The 19,305-nt window shown below is 59.9% G+C and carries 15 protein-coding genes; 5 read left to right on the forward strand and 10 right to left on the reverse strand.

Translation table 11 applies throughout. The annotated features are described in order from the left end of the window. Positions 1–4 precede the first annotated feature (4 nt). Positions 5–1,195, reverse strand: a complete 1,191-nt coding sequence (locus ACST81_RS14600) for a cystathionine beta-lyase (RefSeq protein ID WP_438748761.1) — start codon at positions 1,193–1,195, stop codon at positions 5–7. Positions 1,196–1,553: 358 nt separating this feature from the next. On the opposite strand from ACST81_RS14600, the gene ACST81_RS14605 reads away from it, so the two are divergent. The 4 genes from ACST81_RS14605 to ACST81_RS14620 all read left to right on the forward strand — a co-directional run bounded on the left by ACST81_RS14605 (position 1,554) and on the right by ACST81_RS14620 (position 5,815). Further along, positions 1,554–2,576, forward strand: coding sequence for an amino acid ABC transporter substrate-binding protein (locus ACST81_RS14605; RefSeq protein WP_438748763.1), 1,023 nt, complete (start codon positions 1,554–1,556; stop codon positions 2,574–2,576). Positions 2,577–2,669: 93 nt separating this feature from the next. Then, a complete protein-coding gene (locus tag ACST81_RS14610; protein WP_438748765.1) occupies positions 2,670–3,863 on the forward strand; it encodes an amino acid ABC transporter permease in 1,194 nt (397 codons plus the stop codon). A 4-nt stretch (positions 3,864–3,867) separates the two neighbouring features. Beyond that, a complete protein-coding gene (locus ACST81_RS14615) occupies positions 3,868–5,022 on the forward strand; it encodes an amino acid ABC transporter permease (RefSeq protein ID WP_438748767.1) in 1,155 nt (384 codons plus the stop codon). 19 nt (positions 5,023–5,041) lie between these two features. After that, positions 5,042–5,815 carry an amino acid ABC transporter ATP-binding protein gene (locus ACST81_RS14620; RefSeq protein WP_438748768.1) on the forward strand — a complete coding sequence of 258 codons (774 nt, stop codon included), beginning with the start codon at positions 5,042–5,044 and terminating at the stop codon, positions 5,813–5,815. Positions 5,816–5,895: 80 nt separating this feature from the next. Here ACST81_RS14620 and ACST81_RS14625 read toward each other — a convergent pair whose 3' ends face one another. The 5 genes from ACST81_RS14625 to ACST81_RS14645 form a co-directional block, all read right to left on the reverse strand. Next, positions 5,896–7,446, reverse strand: coding sequence for a caspase family protein (locus ACST81_RS14625; protein WP_438748770.1), 1,551 nt, complete (start codon positions 7,444–7,446; stop codon positions 5,896–5,898). Continuing rightward, positions 7,446–8,981 (reverse strand): caspase family protein, encoded by a 1,536-nt coding sequence (locus ACST81_RS14630; RefSeq protein WP_438748771.1) that lies wholly within the window; start codon positions 8,979–8,981, stop codon positions 7,446–7,448. The genes ACST81_RS14625 and ACST81_RS14630 overlap by 1 nt, the downstream gene beginning before the upstream one ends. Then, positions 8,981–9,877: an OmpA family protein gene (locus ACST81_RS14635; RefSeq protein WP_438748772.1), complete on the reverse strand. Its 897-nt coding sequence runs from the start codon at positions 9,875–9,877 to the stop codon at positions 8,981–8,983. Before ACST81_RS14635 ends, ACST81_RS14630 begins: the two co-directional genes overlap by 1 nt. 76 nt (positions 9,878–9,953) lie before the next feature. Further along, positions 9,954–13,208: a c-type cytochrome gene (locus ACST81_RS14640; protein ID WP_438748773.1), complete on the reverse strand. Its 3,255-nt coding sequence runs from the start codon at positions 13,206–13,208 to the stop codon at positions 9,954–9,956. 48 nt (positions 13,209–13,256) lie between these two features. Next, entirely contained in the window at positions 13,257–14,516 is a 1,260-nt protein-coding gene (locus tag ACST81_RS14645) for a ferredoxin reductase family protein (RefSeq protein ID WP_438748775.1), read from the reverse strand. Positions 14,517–15,123: 607 nt separating this feature from the next. On the opposite strand from ACST81_RS14645, the gene ACST81_RS14650 reads away from it, so the two are divergent. Then, a complete protein-coding gene (locus ACST81_RS14650) occupies positions 15,124–15,744 on the forward strand; it encodes a GntR family transcriptional regulator (RefSeq protein WP_438748777.1) in 621 nt (206 codons plus the stop codon). An 86-nt stretch (positions 15,745–15,830) separates the two neighbouring features. Here the strand turns inward: ACST81_RS14650 and ACST81_RS14655 are convergent, their stop codons facing one another. The 4 genes from ACST81_RS14655 to ACST81_RS14670 all read right to left on the reverse strand — a co-directional run bounded on the left by ACST81_RS14655 (position 15,831) and on the right by ACST81_RS14670 (position 19,305). After that, positions 15,831–16,643: a ferredoxin--NADP reductase gene (locus ACST81_RS14655; protein ID WP_438748779.1), complete on the reverse strand. Its 813-nt coding sequence runs from the start codon at positions 16,641–16,643 to the stop codon at positions 15,831–15,833. 146 nt (positions 16,644–16,789) lie between these two features. Further along, positions 16,790–17,287 (reverse strand): DUF934 domain-containing protein, encoded by a 498-nt coding sequence (locus ACST81_RS14660; protein ID WP_438748781.1) that lies wholly within the window; start codon positions 17,285–17,287, stop codon positions 16,790–16,792. A 15-nt stretch (positions 17,288–17,302) separates the two neighbouring features. Next, the gene (locus ACST81_RS14665; RefSeq protein ID WP_438748782.1) at positions 17,303–18,976 is read right to left on the reverse strand and encodes a nitrite/sulfite reductase; all 1,674 of its coding nucleotides are present in this window, start codon (positions 18,974–18,976) and stop codon (positions 17,303–17,305) included. A 14-nt stretch (positions 18,977–18,990) separates the two neighbouring features. Further along, positions 18,991–19,305, reverse strand: a complete 315-nt coding sequence (locus tag ACST81_RS14670) for a DUF2849 domain-containing protein (RefSeq protein ID WP_438748784.1) — start codon at positions 19,303–19,305, stop codon at positions 18,991–18,993.

A 19,305-nucleotide genomic window follows, 5' to 3' on the forward strand; every position in this document is an offset into this window, starting at 1 on the left:
ATTGTCAGAGCGCGCGGGCGGCCGCGAATCCGGCGTCGATGTCCCTACGAAGGTCGACCACATCCTCGAGCCCGATCTGCAGTCGGATCACCGGCCCTTCGCTCGGCGCCTTGCAGATGCGGCGGTCGGAAAGACCGACATGAACAGCTAAGCTCTCATAACCGCCCCAGGACCAGCCGAGGCCGAAGATCGACAGCGCATCAAGGAATGCATGCGCCTTCGGCTTGAACTGTTCAGGGCCATCCACCTTCAGAACGAAGGAGAAGATGCCGCTCGAGCCGGTGAAATCGCGTTTCCAGAGATCATGGCCCGGAAAGCTCGGCAGCGCCGGATGCAGAACGCGCGCGACATCGTCGCGCTCCTCCAGCCAGCGGGCAATGTTCAGCGTGCTTTCCTGGTGGCGCTCCAGCCGCACACCCATCGTGCGCAAGCCGCGCAGAATCTGGTAGCTGTCGTCGGGCGCGCCGCAGATGCCGAGCGCGATATTGGCTTCGTGCAACTGCTCCCAGTGCTTGGCATTGGCCGAGACCGTGCCCATCAGGATGTCCGAATGGCCGGACGGATATTTGGTCGCGGCATGGATGGAGATGTCGACACCGTGGTCGAGCGGCTTGAAATAAAGCGGCGTTGCCCAGGTATTGTCCATCGTCACCACACAGCCATGACGATGCGCGGCGTTTGCGATCGCACGGATATCCTGCATCTCGAACGTATTGGAGCCCGGCGCTTCCGTGTGCACCAGCTTGGTGTTCGGCTTGATCAGGCTCTCGATGCCGATGCCAATCATCGGGTCGTAATAATCGACGGTGACACCCAGCCGCTTCAGCATCGTGTCGCAGAAATGCCGGGTCGGAAAATAGACGGAATCGACGATCAGCGCGTGATCGCCGGCCGACAGGAAAGCCAGGAACGGAACCGTGACGGCGGCAAGACCGGACGGAACAAGGATCGTGCCGGCGGACCCTTCGAGCGCATCGATCGCCTCGCACAAGGCATCGGTCGTCGGTGTCCCGCGCGTGCCGTAGGAATATTTCTGGCCCCGGGTCTCCATTGTCTTGGCGTTTGGAAACAACACGGTGGAGGCATGCACCACGGGTGGATTGACGAAACCATGATAGTCTGATGGCGAATTGCCGATATGCGACAGCCGCGTGTTCACGCCCGCGCCAACGAGGAAGTCATTCTTGTCATTCATGTGAAGATCCGTTTGGGAAGGTCCGATTATGCGATGTCACGATCCCGCACTTTTCCGCGCGCTGCGCCGAAGGGTCAAGGGACTTCGGCGATCAAGACCCACAAATCGCGAAAACAGCGGCTCTGGTGGTTTTTTAAACAGAAAACAGCATTTACCCAAAAACACTGCCTAAACATGTGGCGTCGTTCACGATTATCGCGGCGCGGCCCAGAAAATCGGCGACATGTCTTGACCCTGCGCCGTTTTGAGCATGAGATAGACGGTACTCGCGCCAGGAGGGTGGCGGGGGCCGCGCCTGCGCCTGACACGGGCAGCGGGTGTGGGACGAGAACAAAGACAACAGAAAAAGGTTCTAAAAATGGCAAAAAGAATTCTGACAGCGCTGATCGGCGCGGCCGTCATGGGGATTGGCAGCCAGGCATCCGCCGGCACACTCGACGATGTCAAGGCGAAGGGTTTCGTCCAGTGCGGCGTGAACTCCGGTCTGGCAGGCTTCTCGGCCCCCGACGCCTCGGGTAACTGGAGCGGCCTCGACGTCGATTACTGCAAGGCGATCGCAGCCGCGGTTTTCGGTGACGCGACCAAGGTGAAGTTCACGCCGACATCCGCCAAGGACCGCTTCCCGGCGCTACAGTCCGGCGAAGTCGATGTGCTGACACGCAACACGACCTGGACCCTCAACCGTGACACCGCCCTCGGCTTCAACTTCCGCGCCATCAACTACTATGATGGTCAGGGCTTCATGGTCCGCAAGGCGCTGAACGTGAAGTCGGCGCTGGAACTGTCCGGCGCGGCCGTCTGCGTGCAGAGCGGCACCACGACCGAACTGAACCTCGCCGACTATTTCAAGGCCAACAACCTGCAGTACAATCCCGTCGTCTTCGAAAAACTCGAAGAAGTGAACGCCGCCTATGACGCCGGCCGTTGCGACGTCTACACCACCGACCAGTCGGGCCTGTATTCGCTGCGTCTGACGCTCGCCGCTCCGGACGATCACATCATCCTGCCGGAAATCATCTCGAAGGAGCCGCTCGGACCGGCCGTTCGTCAAGGTGACGACCAATGGTTCGACATCGTGTCCTGGGCACACTATGCCATGGTCAACGCCGAAGACTTCGGCATCACCCAAGCCAATGTCGAAGAGATGAAGAAGTCCACGAACCCCGATATCCAGCGCTTCCTCGGCGTCGAGGCCGACACCAAGATCGGTACCGACCTCGGCCTCACCAACGACTGGGCCGTGAACATCATCAAGGCCGTGGGCAATTACGGCGAATCCTTCGACCGCAACGTCGGCCCCAGCAGCCCGCTCAAGATCGAGCGCGGCCTGAATGCCCTGTGGAACAAGGGCGGCATCCAGTATTCGCCGCCGATCCGCTGATATATTCGAGAACGGACGAAGCGGCCAATGCCGCTTCGTCCCATACAATAAAAAACGCCCGGCATAGGGCGATCAGGGGAAAATGAGGCTTTCATGACAGTCGACGCCACGATTCCGCCCGGCAAACAACGCCCGGCCGGCTCCGTCCTGAACGATCCGGTCATTCGCGGGTATATTTATCAGGCCGTCACGCTGCTTCTGCTTGTCGGCTTCGTCTACTGGGTGACGGTCAACACAATCGACAATCTGCAACGTGCGAACATCGCCTCCGGGTTCGGCTTCCTGAAGGGACGCGCAGGGTTCGATGTCGGTCAGTCGCTTATCGCTTATACCAGCGATTCCACCTACGGACGCGCGCTGATCGTCGGCTTTGTCAACACGATCATGGTCGCCGTTTCCGGCATCATCGTCGCAACGATCATCGGCTTCATCGTCGGCATCGGCCGTCTGTCGAAGAACTGGCTGATCGCCAAGCTGTCGATGATCTATGTCGAACTGTTCCGCAACATTCCGCCGCTTCTCGTCATCTTCTTCTGGTATACCGGCGTTCTCGCCGTTCTGCCCCAGGCAAGAGACGCCTTGAACCTGCCGCTGAACATCTTCGTCAGCAACCGTGGCGTCGCCTTTCCGCGTCCGCTTTTCGACGGGCTTTTCCAGTTCACGGTCTACGCCTTCATCATCGGCGTCATCGCCAGCATCGTGATTGCCCGGATAGGCCGTAAGCGCCAGATGGACACCGGAAAGCCGTTTCCCGTTCTCGTCACGAGCCTCGCGCTGATCATCGGCTTCCCGCTCGTCGTGTTCCTGATAACGGGCCTGCCGATGAGCTTCGACATACCGGTCGCCGGCAAGTTCAACCTGACCGGCGGATCGGTGATCGGACCGGAATTCCTCTCGCTGTTCCTTGCCCTCTCCTTCTACACCGCGTCCTTCATCGCGGAAATCGTGCGCGCCGGCATTCGCGGCGTGAGCAAGGGCCAGACGGAAGCGGCCCATGCGCTGGGTATCCGCCCCGGCCTGACGAACCGCCTCGTTGTCATTCCTCAGGCGATGCGCATCGTCATTCCGCCCCTGACCAGCCAGTATCTCAACCTCACGAAGAATTCGTCGCTCGCCATCGCCATCGGTTACGCCGATCTGGTCGCCGTCGGCGGCACGATCCTCAACCAGACCGGCCAGGCGATCGAGATCGTGACGGTCTGGATCATCGTCTACCTGACGCTCAGCCTATCGACGTCGCTGTTCATGAACTGGTTCAACGCCAAGATGGCATTGGTGGAGAGATAAGATCATGAGCGCACATTCCGTGGACTACGTCCGTACCACCATGCTCACGCAGGAGCCGCCTCCGGGGGTCGAAAAAGGCTACGTGGCCTGGACGCGCAAGAATCTTTTGGCCACCCCGAAGGACAGCGTGTTGACCATCCTCGCGATTCTCGCGATCGCCTGGTTCCTGCCACCGATGATCAAATGGCTGTTCATCGACGCGTCCTGGACCGGCGGCGGGCGAGGCGTCTGCGCCACCGTCGCGCAGGGCGGATCGCAGCCGGACGGCTGGAGCGGCGGATGCTGGGCCTTCGTCGGCGCCAAGTTCGACCAGTTCCTGTTCGGACGCTATCCGATCGAGGAACGCTGGCGGCCGATCGTCGTCGGCGCGCTTTTCATCGCCCTTCTCGTTCCAATGCTCATCCCGAAGGTGCCGCACAAGGTGCTGAACGGCATCCTGCTGTTCGTCGCGCTGCCGGTCGTTGCATTCGTCCTGTTGCTCGGCGGCATGTTCGGCCTTCCGTTCGTCGAAACCCCGCTCTGGGGCGGACTGATGGTTACGCTGATCCTGTCCTTCGTCGGTATCGCGGTCTCGCTGCCCTTCGGCATTATCCTGGCGCTCGGCCGCCGCTCGACGATGCCGGTGATCCGGATGATCTGCACCATGTTCATCGAGATCGTGCGTGGCATTCCGCTGATCACGGTTCTGTTCATGGCCAGCGTGATGCTGCCGCTGTTCCTGCCGCAGGGCATGACGGTGGACAAGTTCCTGCGCGCCCTGATCGGCGTCTCGCTCTTTGCCTCCGCCTACATGGCCGAAGTGGTGCGCGGCGGCCTTCAGGCAATCCCCAAGGGACAGGGCGAAGGTGCCGACTCGCTCGGCCTCAGCTACTGGCAAAAAATGTATCTGATTATCCTGCCGCAGGCGCTGAAGCTGGTCATCCCAGGCATCGTCAATACCTTTATCGGCCTGTTCAAGGACACGTCGCTGGTCTCGATCATCGGCATGTTCGATCTGCTCGGCATCGTCCGCCTGAATTTTTCGGACGCCAACTGGGCCTCGCCGGTGACGCCGCTATCTGGCTTGATCTTCGCAGGCTTCGTATTTTGGCTGTTCTGCTTCGGCATGTCGCGCTATTCAGGCTTCATGGAACGTCTGCTCGACAAGAGCCACAAGTAACAATCAAGGGGAATCTCACATGGCTGACGCTAAACCATTGAAGATTGAAGTCTCGTCCACCGACGTCGCCGTCGAAATCGTCGGCATGAACAAGTGGTACGGCGATTTCCACGTTCTACGTGACATCAACCTGAAAGTCATGCGCGGCGAGCGCATCGTCATTGCCGGTCCCTCCGGCTCCGGCAAATCGACGATGATCCGCTGCATCAACCGGCTGGAGGAACACCAGAAGGGCAAGATCGTCGTCGACGGCATCGAACTCACCAACGACCTGAAGAAGATCGACGAAGTGCGCCGCGAGGTCGGCATGGTGTTCCAGCATTTCAACCTCTTCCCGCATCTGACTATTCTCGAAAACTGCACGCTGGCGCCGATCTGGGTGCGCAAGATGCCGAAGAAGCAGGCCGATGAAGTCGCCATGCACTTTCTTACGCGGGTGAAAATTCCCGAGCAGGCCCACAAATATCCGGGCCAGCTTTCCGGCGGCCAGCAGCAGCGCGTTGCGATCGCCCGTTCGCTCTGCATGAATCCGCGCGTCATGCTGTTCGATGAACCGACATCGGCGCTCGATCCGGAAATGATCAAGGAGGTGCTCGACACGATGGTCGGCCTTGCCGAGGAAGGCATGACGATGGTCTGCGTCACCCATGAAATGGGCTTTGCCCGCCAGGTCGCCAACCGCGTCATCTTCATGGACCAGGGCCAGATCGTCGAACAGAACGAACCGGCCGCCTTCTTCGACAATCCGCAGCACGAGCGCACCAAGCTGTTCCTCAGCCAGATCCTGCATTGATCGATATCATTCGATGAAACCGGAAACGCCCGCGACCATCGCGGGCGTTTTGCGTTGAGTCCTATCATTTCGAGAGCGAGTTATTCGATCCGGTATTTCAGCGTTCCCAGCGACCAGTGTACGCCGCGATTCTCCACATCGCCGGTCCAGGCCTTCTGTAGCCGGGCGACGATCCCGCTCAACGTTTGGCGAGCATCGAGTTCGGCGTTCAATCCTTGCGCCGGTCCGGCGACGTCGTTGAGATCGACATCGTCGCCGACGACGATCGCAACCAATACGCTCTCTCCCGAACCGTCGGCCTCGAAATCGAAACCGTAATAATCGTCCGGAATGGTCAGGGTCGAGCCCGCCGAAAGCGGTGTGATCTTCCTGGCAACTTCGTTTGGGAATATCTGTGTCGCCACGCCCTGCGGATTGACATCAAGCAATACCAGATTGCCGTCATATTTGCTGGTCACGGAGATCTTGAACGCCTGCCCTTTCTTCAGGTTTGGCCCCGTATCCAGCGAGACCATGACGTCGCCATTATCCGCCTTGCCGACGATATCGCCGATAGCAACCACGGGATCGGCATCGACGTAAGCGGGTGCCGTGACGCCGGCCTCGACCTTGACCTCCTGATAGACCGGCTGCGGCTTTTCCACCGGTGTTTCAGTCTGCTCCGCCACGACGGGATGGGGCTTTGCAATGCTGGTGCCGAGCGCATCCGGAACGCTCTCCAGTTGCGGATCGAGGTTGTCGCAGTTTTCTTGCGCGGCGCAATATTCCTTGGATTTTGTCGTGACATATTCGAACAGTTCGGCATTGCTGATCAGGCCGTTCGCGTTGGCATCCGCCTCGCCTGGTTTGTAGCCGGCTATATAAGCTGCGGTAAAGACTCCGTGGCGATCGTCTTCCGGCTGGCGGACATCATCCCACGCCACCTGATAGGGCGCGGCGGCACTCCACGCGGTCACGCCGCCGGCCGCCAATTCCGCAGGCTTGTCGACCACGCCGAGATCGATGCGAAGCCCCCGGGTCGCCTTCTGCTGGACGGCTTTGGCAGAGGGGCGCGGCAGATAGCGTGCGCCCTTCAGTCCCGATACGGCCTGCGGCGACAGCGACCGGGAAATCGTACCGGAATGGCAGGCGTCGATCACCAGCGTCACCGCCCTGCCCTTCAGCTTTTCCAGCTCGGCTTCCAGTTCGTCATCGAGGATGACATTGGTCCAGTCGGTTTCACCGGCCTTGATGTCGTAGGTCGAGATGGCCTCGTCCATTCCGTCCTCCTCGTCGCCGCTCAGGTCCTTCACCTGGAGGCCATGGCCCGAGAAAGACACATAGACGCGGTCACCCGGCGCTGTTCCGGCAACCAGCCATTCGTCGATGGATTGCAGGATCGCCGCCTTTGTCGCCTTCTCGTCCGTCAGAACCCGGATCGATTCCGGCTTGAACGACAACGTATCCGTCAGAAGTGCGTGGATTGCCTTCACGTCATTCTTCGGGCCATGCAGGAACATGTCTTCCGGCAGGTTTTCATAGGTGCCGATGCCGATCAGCAAGGCCCGATCCTCGGCCCGCGCCACGAGCGGCTGCGCGGCGAGAAGCGTCAGGCAGGAGAGCATTCCGAGAGTGGTTCGCAGTGCAGCCATCAGAGCTTTTCCCGGGTGTAGAGCGGCTGAATGGCAACGCTGGTGTCGGTTCCGTCGATCCGTGTCGACAGGAGCTGCAACACGGTCGCCGCATCGACATTCCTGCTCGCCAAGGCTGCACCGATCGCGTCGATCGGCTCATTGGTGGAAATGGCGATCAGATGATCAGCCCCGAAAGGCTCGACCACTTGCAAATCCGTCAGCTTGAATTCCTGGCTCGCCGTGCCCTCCGCCTGCACGTCCAGCAACTGCACCTGCCCGGTATTGGCGAGATTGAAGACCACCATGTTCTTGTAACCCGAGGCCGGAGCGTCGAAGGACATGCGGTCGCCTGCCGCATAGATATCCTTCTGCGGCGTGAGTGAGACGACACCCGGATTCTGGCTGGCCATGGCCTTCAGGAAATCGAGCAGGATGAACTTGTCGACGACCCCCTGGATCATGCCCGCATCGATATGCTCGCCGGCGACATCGCCGTTCGGCGTGTAGAAGATGCCGCCTGCCGCGTCCCAGCGATAGGGTACGCCATTGCCACCGGTGTTGTTTGGCACGAAATCCGAACCGCTGACGGTCAAAGCCAGCTTGCCGTCCCATCCGGTTTCCCGCACCGGCTTGCGGGTCTTCTCCGCAGAATTGGCGGCGATGGCGGCGCTGCGCGTCAGCGGCATCACCACTTCGTCATCGGATCGCGGCAGTTGCGGCACGAAATTCGGAACCTGCAGCGCTTCCGACTGATGCTTCACATTGGCAAAGACATAGTCTTCGAGCTCGACCCGGGACAGCCTTCCATCGCCGTTACGATCGGCCGAGCCTTCCACCGCGCGCGCAAAACTCCAGCTCAGCGCACCGCGCGCCTCGCCATTGATGATCACTTCGGGCGATGGCTGGCTTTCGAGCGAGGCGGCGAGAACCGTGACCTGCCGGAAATTCGCTTCCTTGATTGAAGCACCCGACACCGCCTCTTGTGATGGTGCCGGCAGCTTGACGGTGACCGCATGGGCAAGTCGCGTCTTGCCCGAGAAGGATCGGCTCATGCCGCCGGAATGGCAACTGTCGGAGACGAACAGGACATGCACGCCCTTGGCTTCGGCCTCCGAGAACCAGGCGTTCAACTCGTTGTCGACGATGATTTCGTTGTCGGTCTCTTCGGCCCGCTCCCGGTCGAAGCCCGGCAGTTGCAGGAACTCGTCCAGCCCATCAGCCTCGTCCCCGGCAACCAGTTCTGGCATTTGCGCGCCATGGCCGGCATAAGTGAAGATGATCGTGTCGCCGCTCTCAGCGCCGTCGACAAACCCTGTCCAGGCCGCACGAATATCGTCCTTGCGGACAGCGGCATCGAAGAAGGTCGCGATCTGCTCAACCCCGGCACGCTGAAGCGCGCCTTCAACATCCCTGGCATCCTTGACCGCCCCGTCGAGACTGACTTCGTGGGGATAGACATCGGCCCCGACGACGAGCGCGAAGGTCTTGGCGTTCGCCACGGTGACGATGGCGGAAGAAACGAGCAATGCGAAAAGGAAGCGGCGCAGCATCATCAGTTCTCCACATCCACTTCGACGCGCCGGTTCATCTGGTTGAGCGTTTCCTCGTCATAGGCATTGGCATCGTCCGCTTTGAACGGCTCATCCTCGCCCTTGCCGATCGTCTTCAACTCACCCGCATATCCCTCGGTAATCAGATACTGCGCCAAGGCTTCGGCACGTTCCAGCGAAAGAACCCGATTGGATTCAGCCGCTCCGACCGGATCCGTATGGCCGATCAGCGTGATAAATTTCGGCTTCACGGACTTCAGGCACTCCGACAGGTCGTTGGCGGATTCGAGGCCTTCCGGCGTGAACTCCGCCGTACCGAAGACATAGCGCACCGGCGTCGCCTTCTTCTTCAGCGAGACGCCGCGATAGCTGACCTTGCAGGCACCACGCAAACCAAGCTTCACCGGCTTCGGTGACGCCAGCCGCATCTCGGTCGCCATATGATCCAGCCGGACGATGTACTTTTCATCCGGCGCCATCCAGGCCGGCGTCATCACTTCGTTCGATGCATCCTCCAGTGCCAGCTGGTAGAATCGCGCGGCGGCCTCGTAGTCACGCCGGTCGCGATTGATGTCGCCGAGTGCGTCAAACACCTGCCAGGGTGCTGTGTTGTTCTTGCGGATTGTCTCAAGTTCCGCCTCAAAATCCATGAGATTGGCACCCTGCCCGACCGCCGCGACGATACGGTTGAACGAGGCGAGCGCTGCGACGCGGTTGATCATCGCCTTATCATCGGCGCTGCAGCCTGGCGTAACGCCACCAGCAATCTGTTTGGCGAGCGTTTCATTGCCGCCATTGCTGGCTTCGGCAACGCGCGCCAGCGCATCACAAGCAGCCAACGCCGGACCAGCGGACGCCAACGCGAGCAACGCTGCGGCAAGACCGATCTTCATTTTCATCACGCCGTCCCTCATGCCAGTCCAAACCATCAACGAAATAGTGCGGCCGACCACCGATGGGCGGTCGGCCCCCCCATTATTCTTTGATCTCGAAGGTCACGACCTGAAGGCCGCTCGCTCCCTTGTCTTCTTCGGCCTTCTTGGCGAGGTTGATCGCCAGCCCGCGCGTCGGCGGCATGTGCGATTCCGCCACCAGCTGGCGCGCCCGCTCCACCGTCAGCTTCTGGTCGCCGAGCCCGCCTTCACGGCAGAAGGCAATCATTGTCTCGGCCGGCGCCGGGGTGTCGAAGGTCAGGTTGCCGGTCGCCGGCTGCGGGATCTGGCGCTTCTCGCCTGCCTGCAAGGTCGTATTGCCGATCATTGAGTCCGGGATAACCTCGACATTGCCGGTTTCCTCGACATAGAGCACCTGCAACTCGCAGGCCTTGTTGGAGCTCAGTTCGAATGTCAGCTGGTCGCCCACTTTCGCCGTGGTCGATCCGACATGCAACGCCAATTCAAGCTTGCTGAAATCGGCAGGCTTTTCCTGGCGATAGGCTGGTGTCGCAGCGACGATCGTTTCCGCCTTGACGGGGTCCTGTTGCGCCGTCTGACCGGCAACGTTCTGTTGCTGATCGATCGTCTCCACACGAACCGTCGTCGTATCGAGCGGTTTCAGCTGCATCAATGGACTGAGCAGCAGCGGAAACTGCTGTTCGACCTCTGCCCGCGGTATGGTGCCGCCGGCTTCGAGCGTCGTCACCCAGTCGATGCCGAGCCGCAACGCATCGACATCCTCGACCCGCTTGATCGCCGCGGAAAACTGATCCGGCGTCATGTCGAACTCGGCCGACAAAGCGTCGAAATCGAGTTCGTCCTCATATTTGTCGGCGAAATAGCTCACCAGTTCCGCGTTGCCCGGGGCCTGCATGCTCTGGGCGCTGCCATCCGGCGTCGGTTCCGTCACCTTGAGCTTCACCAGCGCCTCGACGAAGCGCTGACGATCCTTGTTGTAGGCGGCATCAAGCTCTTCCTGCGGCACGTACATGTCGAGCAGCACCGATTGCTGGTCTTTGGTAAACAGCGTGGATGTCTGTATGTGCTCGCGCAACTGGTCGCGTTTCGACAGGATTCCGTTGGCATGGCAGTCGAAGCAGGAGCGCGCGTTGACGATTTCCACGCCCTTGCCGATCGGCCGCTTGCGGAATGAGACGATCGACGTCGGACCGACGTCCAGTTGCTTGCCCTCCGCCGTCGACAGGTAATAACCCTGCAGACCGTTCGGAAGGGAGAAGATCATCTCACCACCGTCATGCTCGAAGGCCGTCAGACCGCTGGCGAACGGCTCCAGTTCCTTCGGGCCTTGCGGGAAGCGTTTTAGGACCTGACGCCCGACGTCCCCACCAAAATCGTAGGATTTCCAGTAGTAACCGCCGAAGGGCATATCGTGCCGTTCCAGCATGCGGTTGTGATCCGACACGCCGGACGAGCCATCGGCAAAGCCGGCACGCAGTACGTTGCGGCGGCGAATGTTCTCATCGACATCGATCTGGAAGCGCTTTTCCAGCTCGCGGATATGGGTCGGAAGCCGCATCAGCTTGTTGTAGATTTTCGGCTTGGCCGCATTGGCCATGAACCAGTCGATGCGCATGATCGGCAGGACTGTGTCGGTCTCCTTGGTGAGTGCCAGCAGCGACCCGTCACTGCCGGGATCGATGCCGTAGAAATACTGGGAAATCAGGAAATTGTAGTCGTCGGACGTCCATTGAAGGTCACGGAGATCGACGCGAACCATCAGGCCGTTCGTACCTTCCACTTCATGCGGCAGCACCAGCGTCGGACCATAGGAGAGCGAGTTCAAAAGCTTTTTGAAACCGCCGGCCAGCACGTCCATGCGCTTCATGAATGTCTTGTCTTCCTCGCAGCCCATCATGCCATTGTACTGATTGCGATAGGAGAAATAGCGCATGTACTGCCGGTCGAGGTCCGGCACCGTGGAAATATCCTTCAGGCCTGCCTCGATGAAATCACCATAGGACAGCATCGGCCGCGTCCGGTCAGGTTTGCTGGCGGCGGTCTGCGGCAGGTCCGACTGGCTGAGCGAATTGATCCAGTCCTCCAGGCTCTTGACCTCCTCAGTGGTCGGTCGCTTGCCGAGCGGCATGCGACCGCTGGTCACCGAGGTGAACAGCCGCGACTTCGATGCATCGCCGGGTACCACGAAGGCGGCGTCGGCGGCGATCGAGGTCAGGTCGCCGGCGGGATAGCTGCCTTGCGAGCTTTCGCCCGGGCCGTGGCAGTTACGGCAATATTTGCCGATAAAGGCATCGGCCTGCGTCGCAAGCGCCGCATTGCTTCCGGACAGGGCGGCAGCCGGAGTGCTCTCCTTACAGACGGCGGTCGCCGATTGCGCTACCGGCTCCGGCGGCTTGACTTCACGGTCGGCGAGGAAGGCGTAGATCGCGGTGCGGTCCTTCTCGGTCAGCGTCGAAAGCCCATGGGCGATCTCGCGCATGACGGGGTCCGTCAGCGGCGCACCGGACAGTTTCTTGCCTTCCTCGATCAGTCCGACGGTGAAGACTTCCGGAGACGCAAGACCGCTTATCCGAGCCTTGGTGATATCAGGCGCCACGGCGCCGGTCAGGCCCTTTTCACCGGCATAGGCATTGTCCATGTCGAGACCGTAGGTGGTGGTGCGCGGCGTGTGGCAATCACCGCAGCCGCCGACATTCTCCACCAGGTAGCGGCCGCGCTCCATCTGGGTTTCTTCACGGGCCTGATATTCCGGCACGTTGAAATGGCTGCGCTTCCACAGCGTGATCGTCGTCTGGCGGCTAAACGGGAATGCGATCTCGTGTTCCTGGGAAACCGCGTCGGACTGAACCAATGTGTCGATATAGGCCTTGATGTCGAGAACGTCCTCAGGCTTCATTCCGCCATAGGCGGTATAGGGCATCACGGGATAGAGATTGTTACCGTCCCGGTCGATGCCCTGCATCACCGCGTTGAGGAATTGCGCATTGCTCCAGCCGCCGATGCCATTGGCATGGGGCGAAATGTTCGGCGCAAAGAACTTGCCGATCGCCGTATCCATTTCCAGGCCGCCGGAGAGAAGCTCGGTATTGTTGCCAGAGCCATGGCAGGCGCCGCAACCGGATGCGTTAAACAGATATTTTCCGTTCTTCGTGTTCGCCTTGTAGGTCGCATAGGCATCGTCGGAAAAGGCATCGCGCGCCGAGGCAGCACCCGGACAGTGGATAAAGGCGAGCACCATCGCGGCAGCGGCCACAAGATGGCGCGACAGGCCACGGCTGTTGATCATTTCTGCGGGCAATCGACCGAACATGCGCATGGCTTGTTCTCCTTGCTTTCTCAAACGACAAAAATATGCGACGCACTGTTACCGGAACTCGAACTGCTCGAACTCGACCCGCCTGGGTCTCTTGCCGAGGTCCTTCAAACCTTTTTCAATGGCTTTTCTCAAAGGCGACGGGCCGCAGAACCAGAGGTCCGCCCCTGCCGGATCGACCGTGCTCGATGCCGCTAGTTTCACGGCATCGAGACGTCCATCGGTTTTGGAATCATGCAAAGTAAAATTGAAATTCGGTAGTTTTTCCGCCTGCGCCTCGAACGTATCAAGGCCGATGGCCTCGCTGCGATCACGCACGCAGTAGACCATGTGAATGTCCTGGCCCTCGTCGCCCTTGAGGCGCCCGGCCATGGCGAGGAACGGCGTCACTCCGATACCGCCGGCAAGCCAAATCTGCTTCTTGCCGCCGCGGCGATGGTTGAAATGCCCATAGCCACCTTCCAGCTTCAGGCGATCACCGACGGCAATGCCCTCCCTTAGAGCTTTGGTATAGTCGCCGAGCGGCTTGATGGCGAAGCGGACCACGCCATCATCGTCGATCCCGGCGATGGTGAAGGGATGCGGCTCCCGCAGACCGGGCTTGTTCACCCGGAAGAATCCGAACTGGCCAGGTCTGGCCCGGAGCGGTCGGCGAACGGGACGCGCCGAAATGATCGTCGCTCCATCATGGCGCGTTACGTCGAACACCTCGTAGGCGCGCGTGCGCAGCCAGGGGAAAATCTGGGTGTAGATATAGCTTGCCGTCCCGATCATCGCGAAGATGTTGAGATAGGTGGCCAGCATCGCCGTACCGTCGTAGGGACGCTTGATGAACGTCTGGTGGAACGCCACCATGATGAACAGCAACCCGATGAAGCGGTGCGTCAGCCGCCAGAAATGATAGGGGATCTCGATCCTGGTCTTCGGGATGATCTTGACGATGCTGAGGATCAGCAGAACCACCAGGCCGTAGAAGGCATATTCGCCCGCCTCGGCGGCCAGCTTGTTCAGCCCGCCGGTAAGCGACAGACCCTTGAAATCGGGCGTGATGAAATAGTGCACGAGAATGAGGACGAGGACGGTGATGCCGACGCGGCGATGCGTTTGGTAAATCCGGTCGAGGCCTCCGAAAAGACGCTCCACCAGCGGCGGACGGGTCGCCATGAAGAGCGCGATCCCCATGCCGGTAAACGCCATGGACGAGGCCATCAGCGAAAAGGTCGTGCCCGCATTGGTATGGCTGACCGCAGGCACGGCCAGAAGCCCCGCAAGTCCAATCAACGACCAAACAAGAACAGCACCCGCGCTCACACGACGTTCCTCACCATTTCCGCACTTGCCGGATTCCCCGAGACGAGACTGGCAAGCCCCCGAAGCTTCGTCAACTGCTATTGTAGAACATACGAACAAGCGGCCGGCATTATTCGTGAGGCCCAAGTTTTTGTGTTTGCTCGCAAATTTGCCACGGTTAAGAATCGCGCGAAGTTGCAACCCTAAATCAATCCAGTCCTCTTCGATTAATCTTTTCGCGCGCCTTGTCCGCCAGGGGATGATCTGGATGACGGCGCATAAACCGTTCATAGGCTTCACGCGTTCGCTTCTGGACCACTCGGTCATATTCGGATTAAACGGCTGCATCGCTGTCCAGCAGAGGAATATCATCGTGCTGCCATTTACGGGGTTCTGCGTCACACAGACTGTTACCGACGTTACAGGTCGCACGGTGAAAACAGGCAGAATTTACTCGCGGGACATCATTTGTTGCGAGGATGATGTCGCTTTCTCCGCTGAAGATTATCCGCAGTCCCAAACGTCTTGGTAGTGAAATCAAGAAGCGTCGGCCATACTGATATATCAACGCTGTTGCTAGTCGTTTTCATCTGTGGCACTATGTGATATATCACCATCCGGAAAGCGCATGACGACATCATCCTCACAGGCGCATCTCGCCTACCTCGCGCTGGAAACCAGCATCGTCACGCTCAAGCTGAAGCCCGGTTCGCTTGTCACCGAAAAGCAGTTGATCGACCTTGCCGGCCATGGGCGCACGCCGGTGCGCGAGGCGATCCAGAAGCTCGAATGGCAAGGCTTGATCGCCGTTCGCCCGCGCGTCGGCCTGCAGATCACCCTGATCAGGCCGGAAGATCATGAGAATGTCATGCAGGTTCGCCGCAAGCTGGAACCCCTCGCCGCCTCTCTCGTCGCCGAACATGCCGGTGCGGAGGCACGCGTCGCCATGATCGAATGCGCGCAGTCGATGACCGCCTGCTCGATCAACGCGGACATGGAAGGCTTCCTCGCAGCCGACAAGGCCTTCGACGAAATCATGGAAGCCGCCTGCCCCAACGCATTCCTGACCTCGACACTGGCACCGCTGCAGACCCACGCCCGCCGCCTCTGGTTCAACGCCGCCTCGACCCAACGCATGGATCGCTCGGTGGATCTGCACGTCAAGGTCATCCGCGCCATCCATCAAGCCGACCCGAAGGCGGCCACTGAGGCGATGGAAAACCTGATGGATTATCTCGGCGAGCGTTAGTGCAACAGTTCTGCCCTTTTGCAAGGCATCAAAACAATACGGGCGGCCTATGAGCCGCCCGTATTGTTTTGATGCCACCGAAAAAATCAGCCCACAAATGCGCGTTCGATGACGAACTCGCCGGGCTTGTTGTTGGCGCCTTCGGTCAGGCCGGCGGCCTCAAGGATTTCCTTGGTTTCCTTCAGCATCTCGGTCGAGCCGCAGATCATGCCGCGATCGACGGCCGGGTCGAAGGAAGGCAGACCGAGGTCCGAGAACATCTTGCCGTCGCGCATCAGATTGGTGATGCGGCCCTTGAACGGATAGTCTTCGCGGGTCACGGTCGCATAGTGGCGCAGCTTGTCGCCGACCAGTTCGGCCAGGAATTCGTGATTGCGGATTTCCTCGATCAGGTCGAAGCCGTATTTCAACTCGGCCACGTCGCGGGTCGTGTGGGTCAGGATGACCTCGTCGAACTTCTCATAGGTTTCCGGATCGCGGATCAGGCTGGCAAACGGTGCAATGCCGGTACCGGTCGAGAACATGTAGAGGCGCTTGCCGGGGGTCAGCGCGTCGAGCACCAGCGTGCCGGTCGGCTTCTTGCGCATCAGCACCTGATCGCCGGGCTGGATACCCTGCAGATGCGATGTCAGCGGACCATCGGGAACCTTGATCGAGAAGAATTCGAGCTCTTCATCCCAGGCCGGGCTTGCGATCGAATAGGCACGGTAGATCGGCTTGCCGTCGATCATCAGGCCGATCATGGCAAACTCGCCCGAGCGGAACCGGAATTCGGTCGGGCGCGTCATGCGGAAGCTGAACAGCCGGTCCGTGTAATGCGTGACCTTCGTTACAGTTTCGGCGAACACGCCGGCTGGCACGGTCGGGGCAAATTCTTCGATCTTGGCAGGAGCATTCATCTCGGCGTCAGGTCCTGTAATGATGAGTCATTCGTTCAGGTATGTTCAATTAAAAGCGGAATAGTCCAAAAGGCACTGGTTTGGAAGCAATTCCGTTCCAATTATAGCGCCTTTTGAAGATTGTGCGGTAATTCCGTTCACAGACCTCAGGAGACCCGGCGCCAGCTGTAGGATTTGGCATCGGTCGATGGTCTTGCCGTCGGCTGGTAGTGATTGTCGATGCCCGGAAGTCGTCCTTCGGCAAGACGCTTCAAAGCGGTCGCGTTGGTGACGGCGAAGGTGTCGACGCCACAACGCAGCATCAGCGGGATCTGGTCGATCAATACATCACCGACAGCCCGGATTTCCCCGCCGTAACCGAGACGCGCGCGCAGCAGCGAGGCATGACTGAAGGCCCGGCCATCGTTAAAGGCCGGAAACGCCACCGCGACGAGCGACAACTGGTCGAGGAACGGCTGCAGCCGCGTCACATCATCGGCCGGCGTGATGAGAACGCCGAGACCGCTTTCGCCCGACGCCGCCTTTTCGATGAAAGCCTCAATGCCGAGAATGGCCTTCTCGTTCGAGCCGGCCTTGGTTTCCTCGGTCTCGACAACCCAGGGGTCGTCCGTCACGAAGCCGGTTTCTTTCCAGATCTTGGTCATGTGTCGTGTCCGTCCTTACGCCGCTTCCTGGGCATTGCCGCCATAGAGCGCATCCTTGAACGGTTGCGGTCCAACACGGCGATAGGCATCGAGGAATATCTCGGAAGCATCCTTGCGCAGTCCGAGATAGACATTCACGATCGTCTCTATCGCATCCGTCACCTTTTCCGGCTCGAAGCCACGACCGATGATTTCGCCGATCGAGGTGTTCTCGTCACCGGAACCGCCAAGCGTGATCTGGTAGAGCTCGGCACCCTTCTTCTCGACGCCCAGAAGGCCGATATGGCCGACATGGTGATGGCCGCAGGCATTGATGCAACCGGAGATCTTGATCTTCAGCTCGCCGATTTCCGCCTGCCGGTCCGGATCGCCGAAGCGAGTGGAGATTTCCTGCGCCAGTGGGATGGAGCGCGCGTTGGCAAGCGCGCAATAGTCCAAGCCGGGACAGGCAATGATGTCCGTGATCAGGCCGGCATTGGCGGTCGCCAGACCGATGGCGACGAGGCCGCGATAAACGGCTTCCAGATCGGCCAGCGCCACGTGCGGGAAGATCACGTTCTGCTCATGGCTGATGCGGATTTCGTCGAAGGCATATTCTTCCGCCAGATCGGCGATCGCATCCATCTGACTGTCGCTGGCATCGCCCGGAATGCCGCCGATCGGCTTCAGCGAGATCGTCACCATGCCGTAATCGGGATTCTTGTGCGGCTGGACGTTCTGCTGCACCCAGCGGGAAAATTCCGGATCGGCCTTTTTCCAGCCGGCAAGGTTGGCCCAGCCTTCCGGACGCACGGCGAGCGGCGGCAGCGCGAAATAGGTCGAGATCGCCTTGACGTCGGCTTCAGGCAGCTTGAGCTCGGTATTCTTCAGTTGCAGGAGCTCCTGCTCCACCTGGCCAGCCAGATTCTCGACACCGGTTTCATGGACGAGGATCTTGATGCGCGCCTTGTACTTGTTGTCGCGTCGGCCATGCAGATTGTAAACCCGAACGATCGCCGTGGTGTAGGACAGGAGATCTTCCTGGGGCAGGAAGTCGCGGATCTTCTTGGCGATCATCGGGGTGCGCCCCTGCCCACCGCCGACATAGACGGCAAAGCCGATTTCGCCTGCCTCGTTCTTCTTTAGGTGGAGACCGATGTCATGAACCTGAATGGCGGCACGGTCGCGCTCGGCGCCGGTGACGGCGATCTTGAACTTGCGCGGCAGATAAGAGAATTCCGGATGAACGGAAGACCACTGGCGCAGGATCTCGGCATAGGGACGCGGATCGGCGACTTCATCCGCCGCAGCACCGGCGAAATGATCGGCGGTAACATTGCGGATACAGTTGCCGGAGGTCTGGATCGCATGCATCTCGACGGAGGCGAGCTCGGCGAGGATATCCGGCGTATCCGACAGTTTCGGCCAGTTGTACTGGATATTCTGGCGCGTGGTGAAATGGCCATAGCCGCGATCGTACTTGCGGGCGATATGAGCGAGCATGCGCATCTGCTTCGAGTTCAGCGTGCCATAGGGAATGGCGACGCGCAGCATATAGGCATGGAGCTGCAGGTAGACGCCGTTCATCAGCCGCAGCGGCTTGAACGCATCCTCGGCAAGCTCGCCGGAAAGGCGGCGCGTCACCTGATCGCGAAACTGCTCGACACGGTCGGCAACGAAGGCATGGTCGAATTCGTCGTAACGGTACATCGGTCTTCTTTTCCTCAAGCCGCCTGATTGGGACCGCTCAGCCCCTTGTATCCAGGCGCATAATCGATCGTCGGCCCCTCGGACCGAACACGCTCGCGCAGACGCAGCGGCCGCAGCACGCCGCCCACTTCTTCAATGTCAATCACGTTGACGTCAACCACCTTGTTATCCGCGAATGCGGCTTTTCCTGTGGCTTCCAGTGCCGTGACGGCCTCGGCATGGCGCGCGACAAACGCATGCTGCAGGGATTCCACCCACTGGCCGGAGGCGTCGAGCCAAACGGAAATGCCGTCGGACAGGCGGTTTGCAGTCAATACCTTGTCGGCCAT

The organism is Pararhizobium sp. O133 (assembly GCF_051669845.1).
In the GTDB taxonomy this organism is placed as follows: Bacteria; Pseudomonadota; Alphaproteobacteria; order Rhizobiales; family Rhizobiaceae; genus Pararhizobium.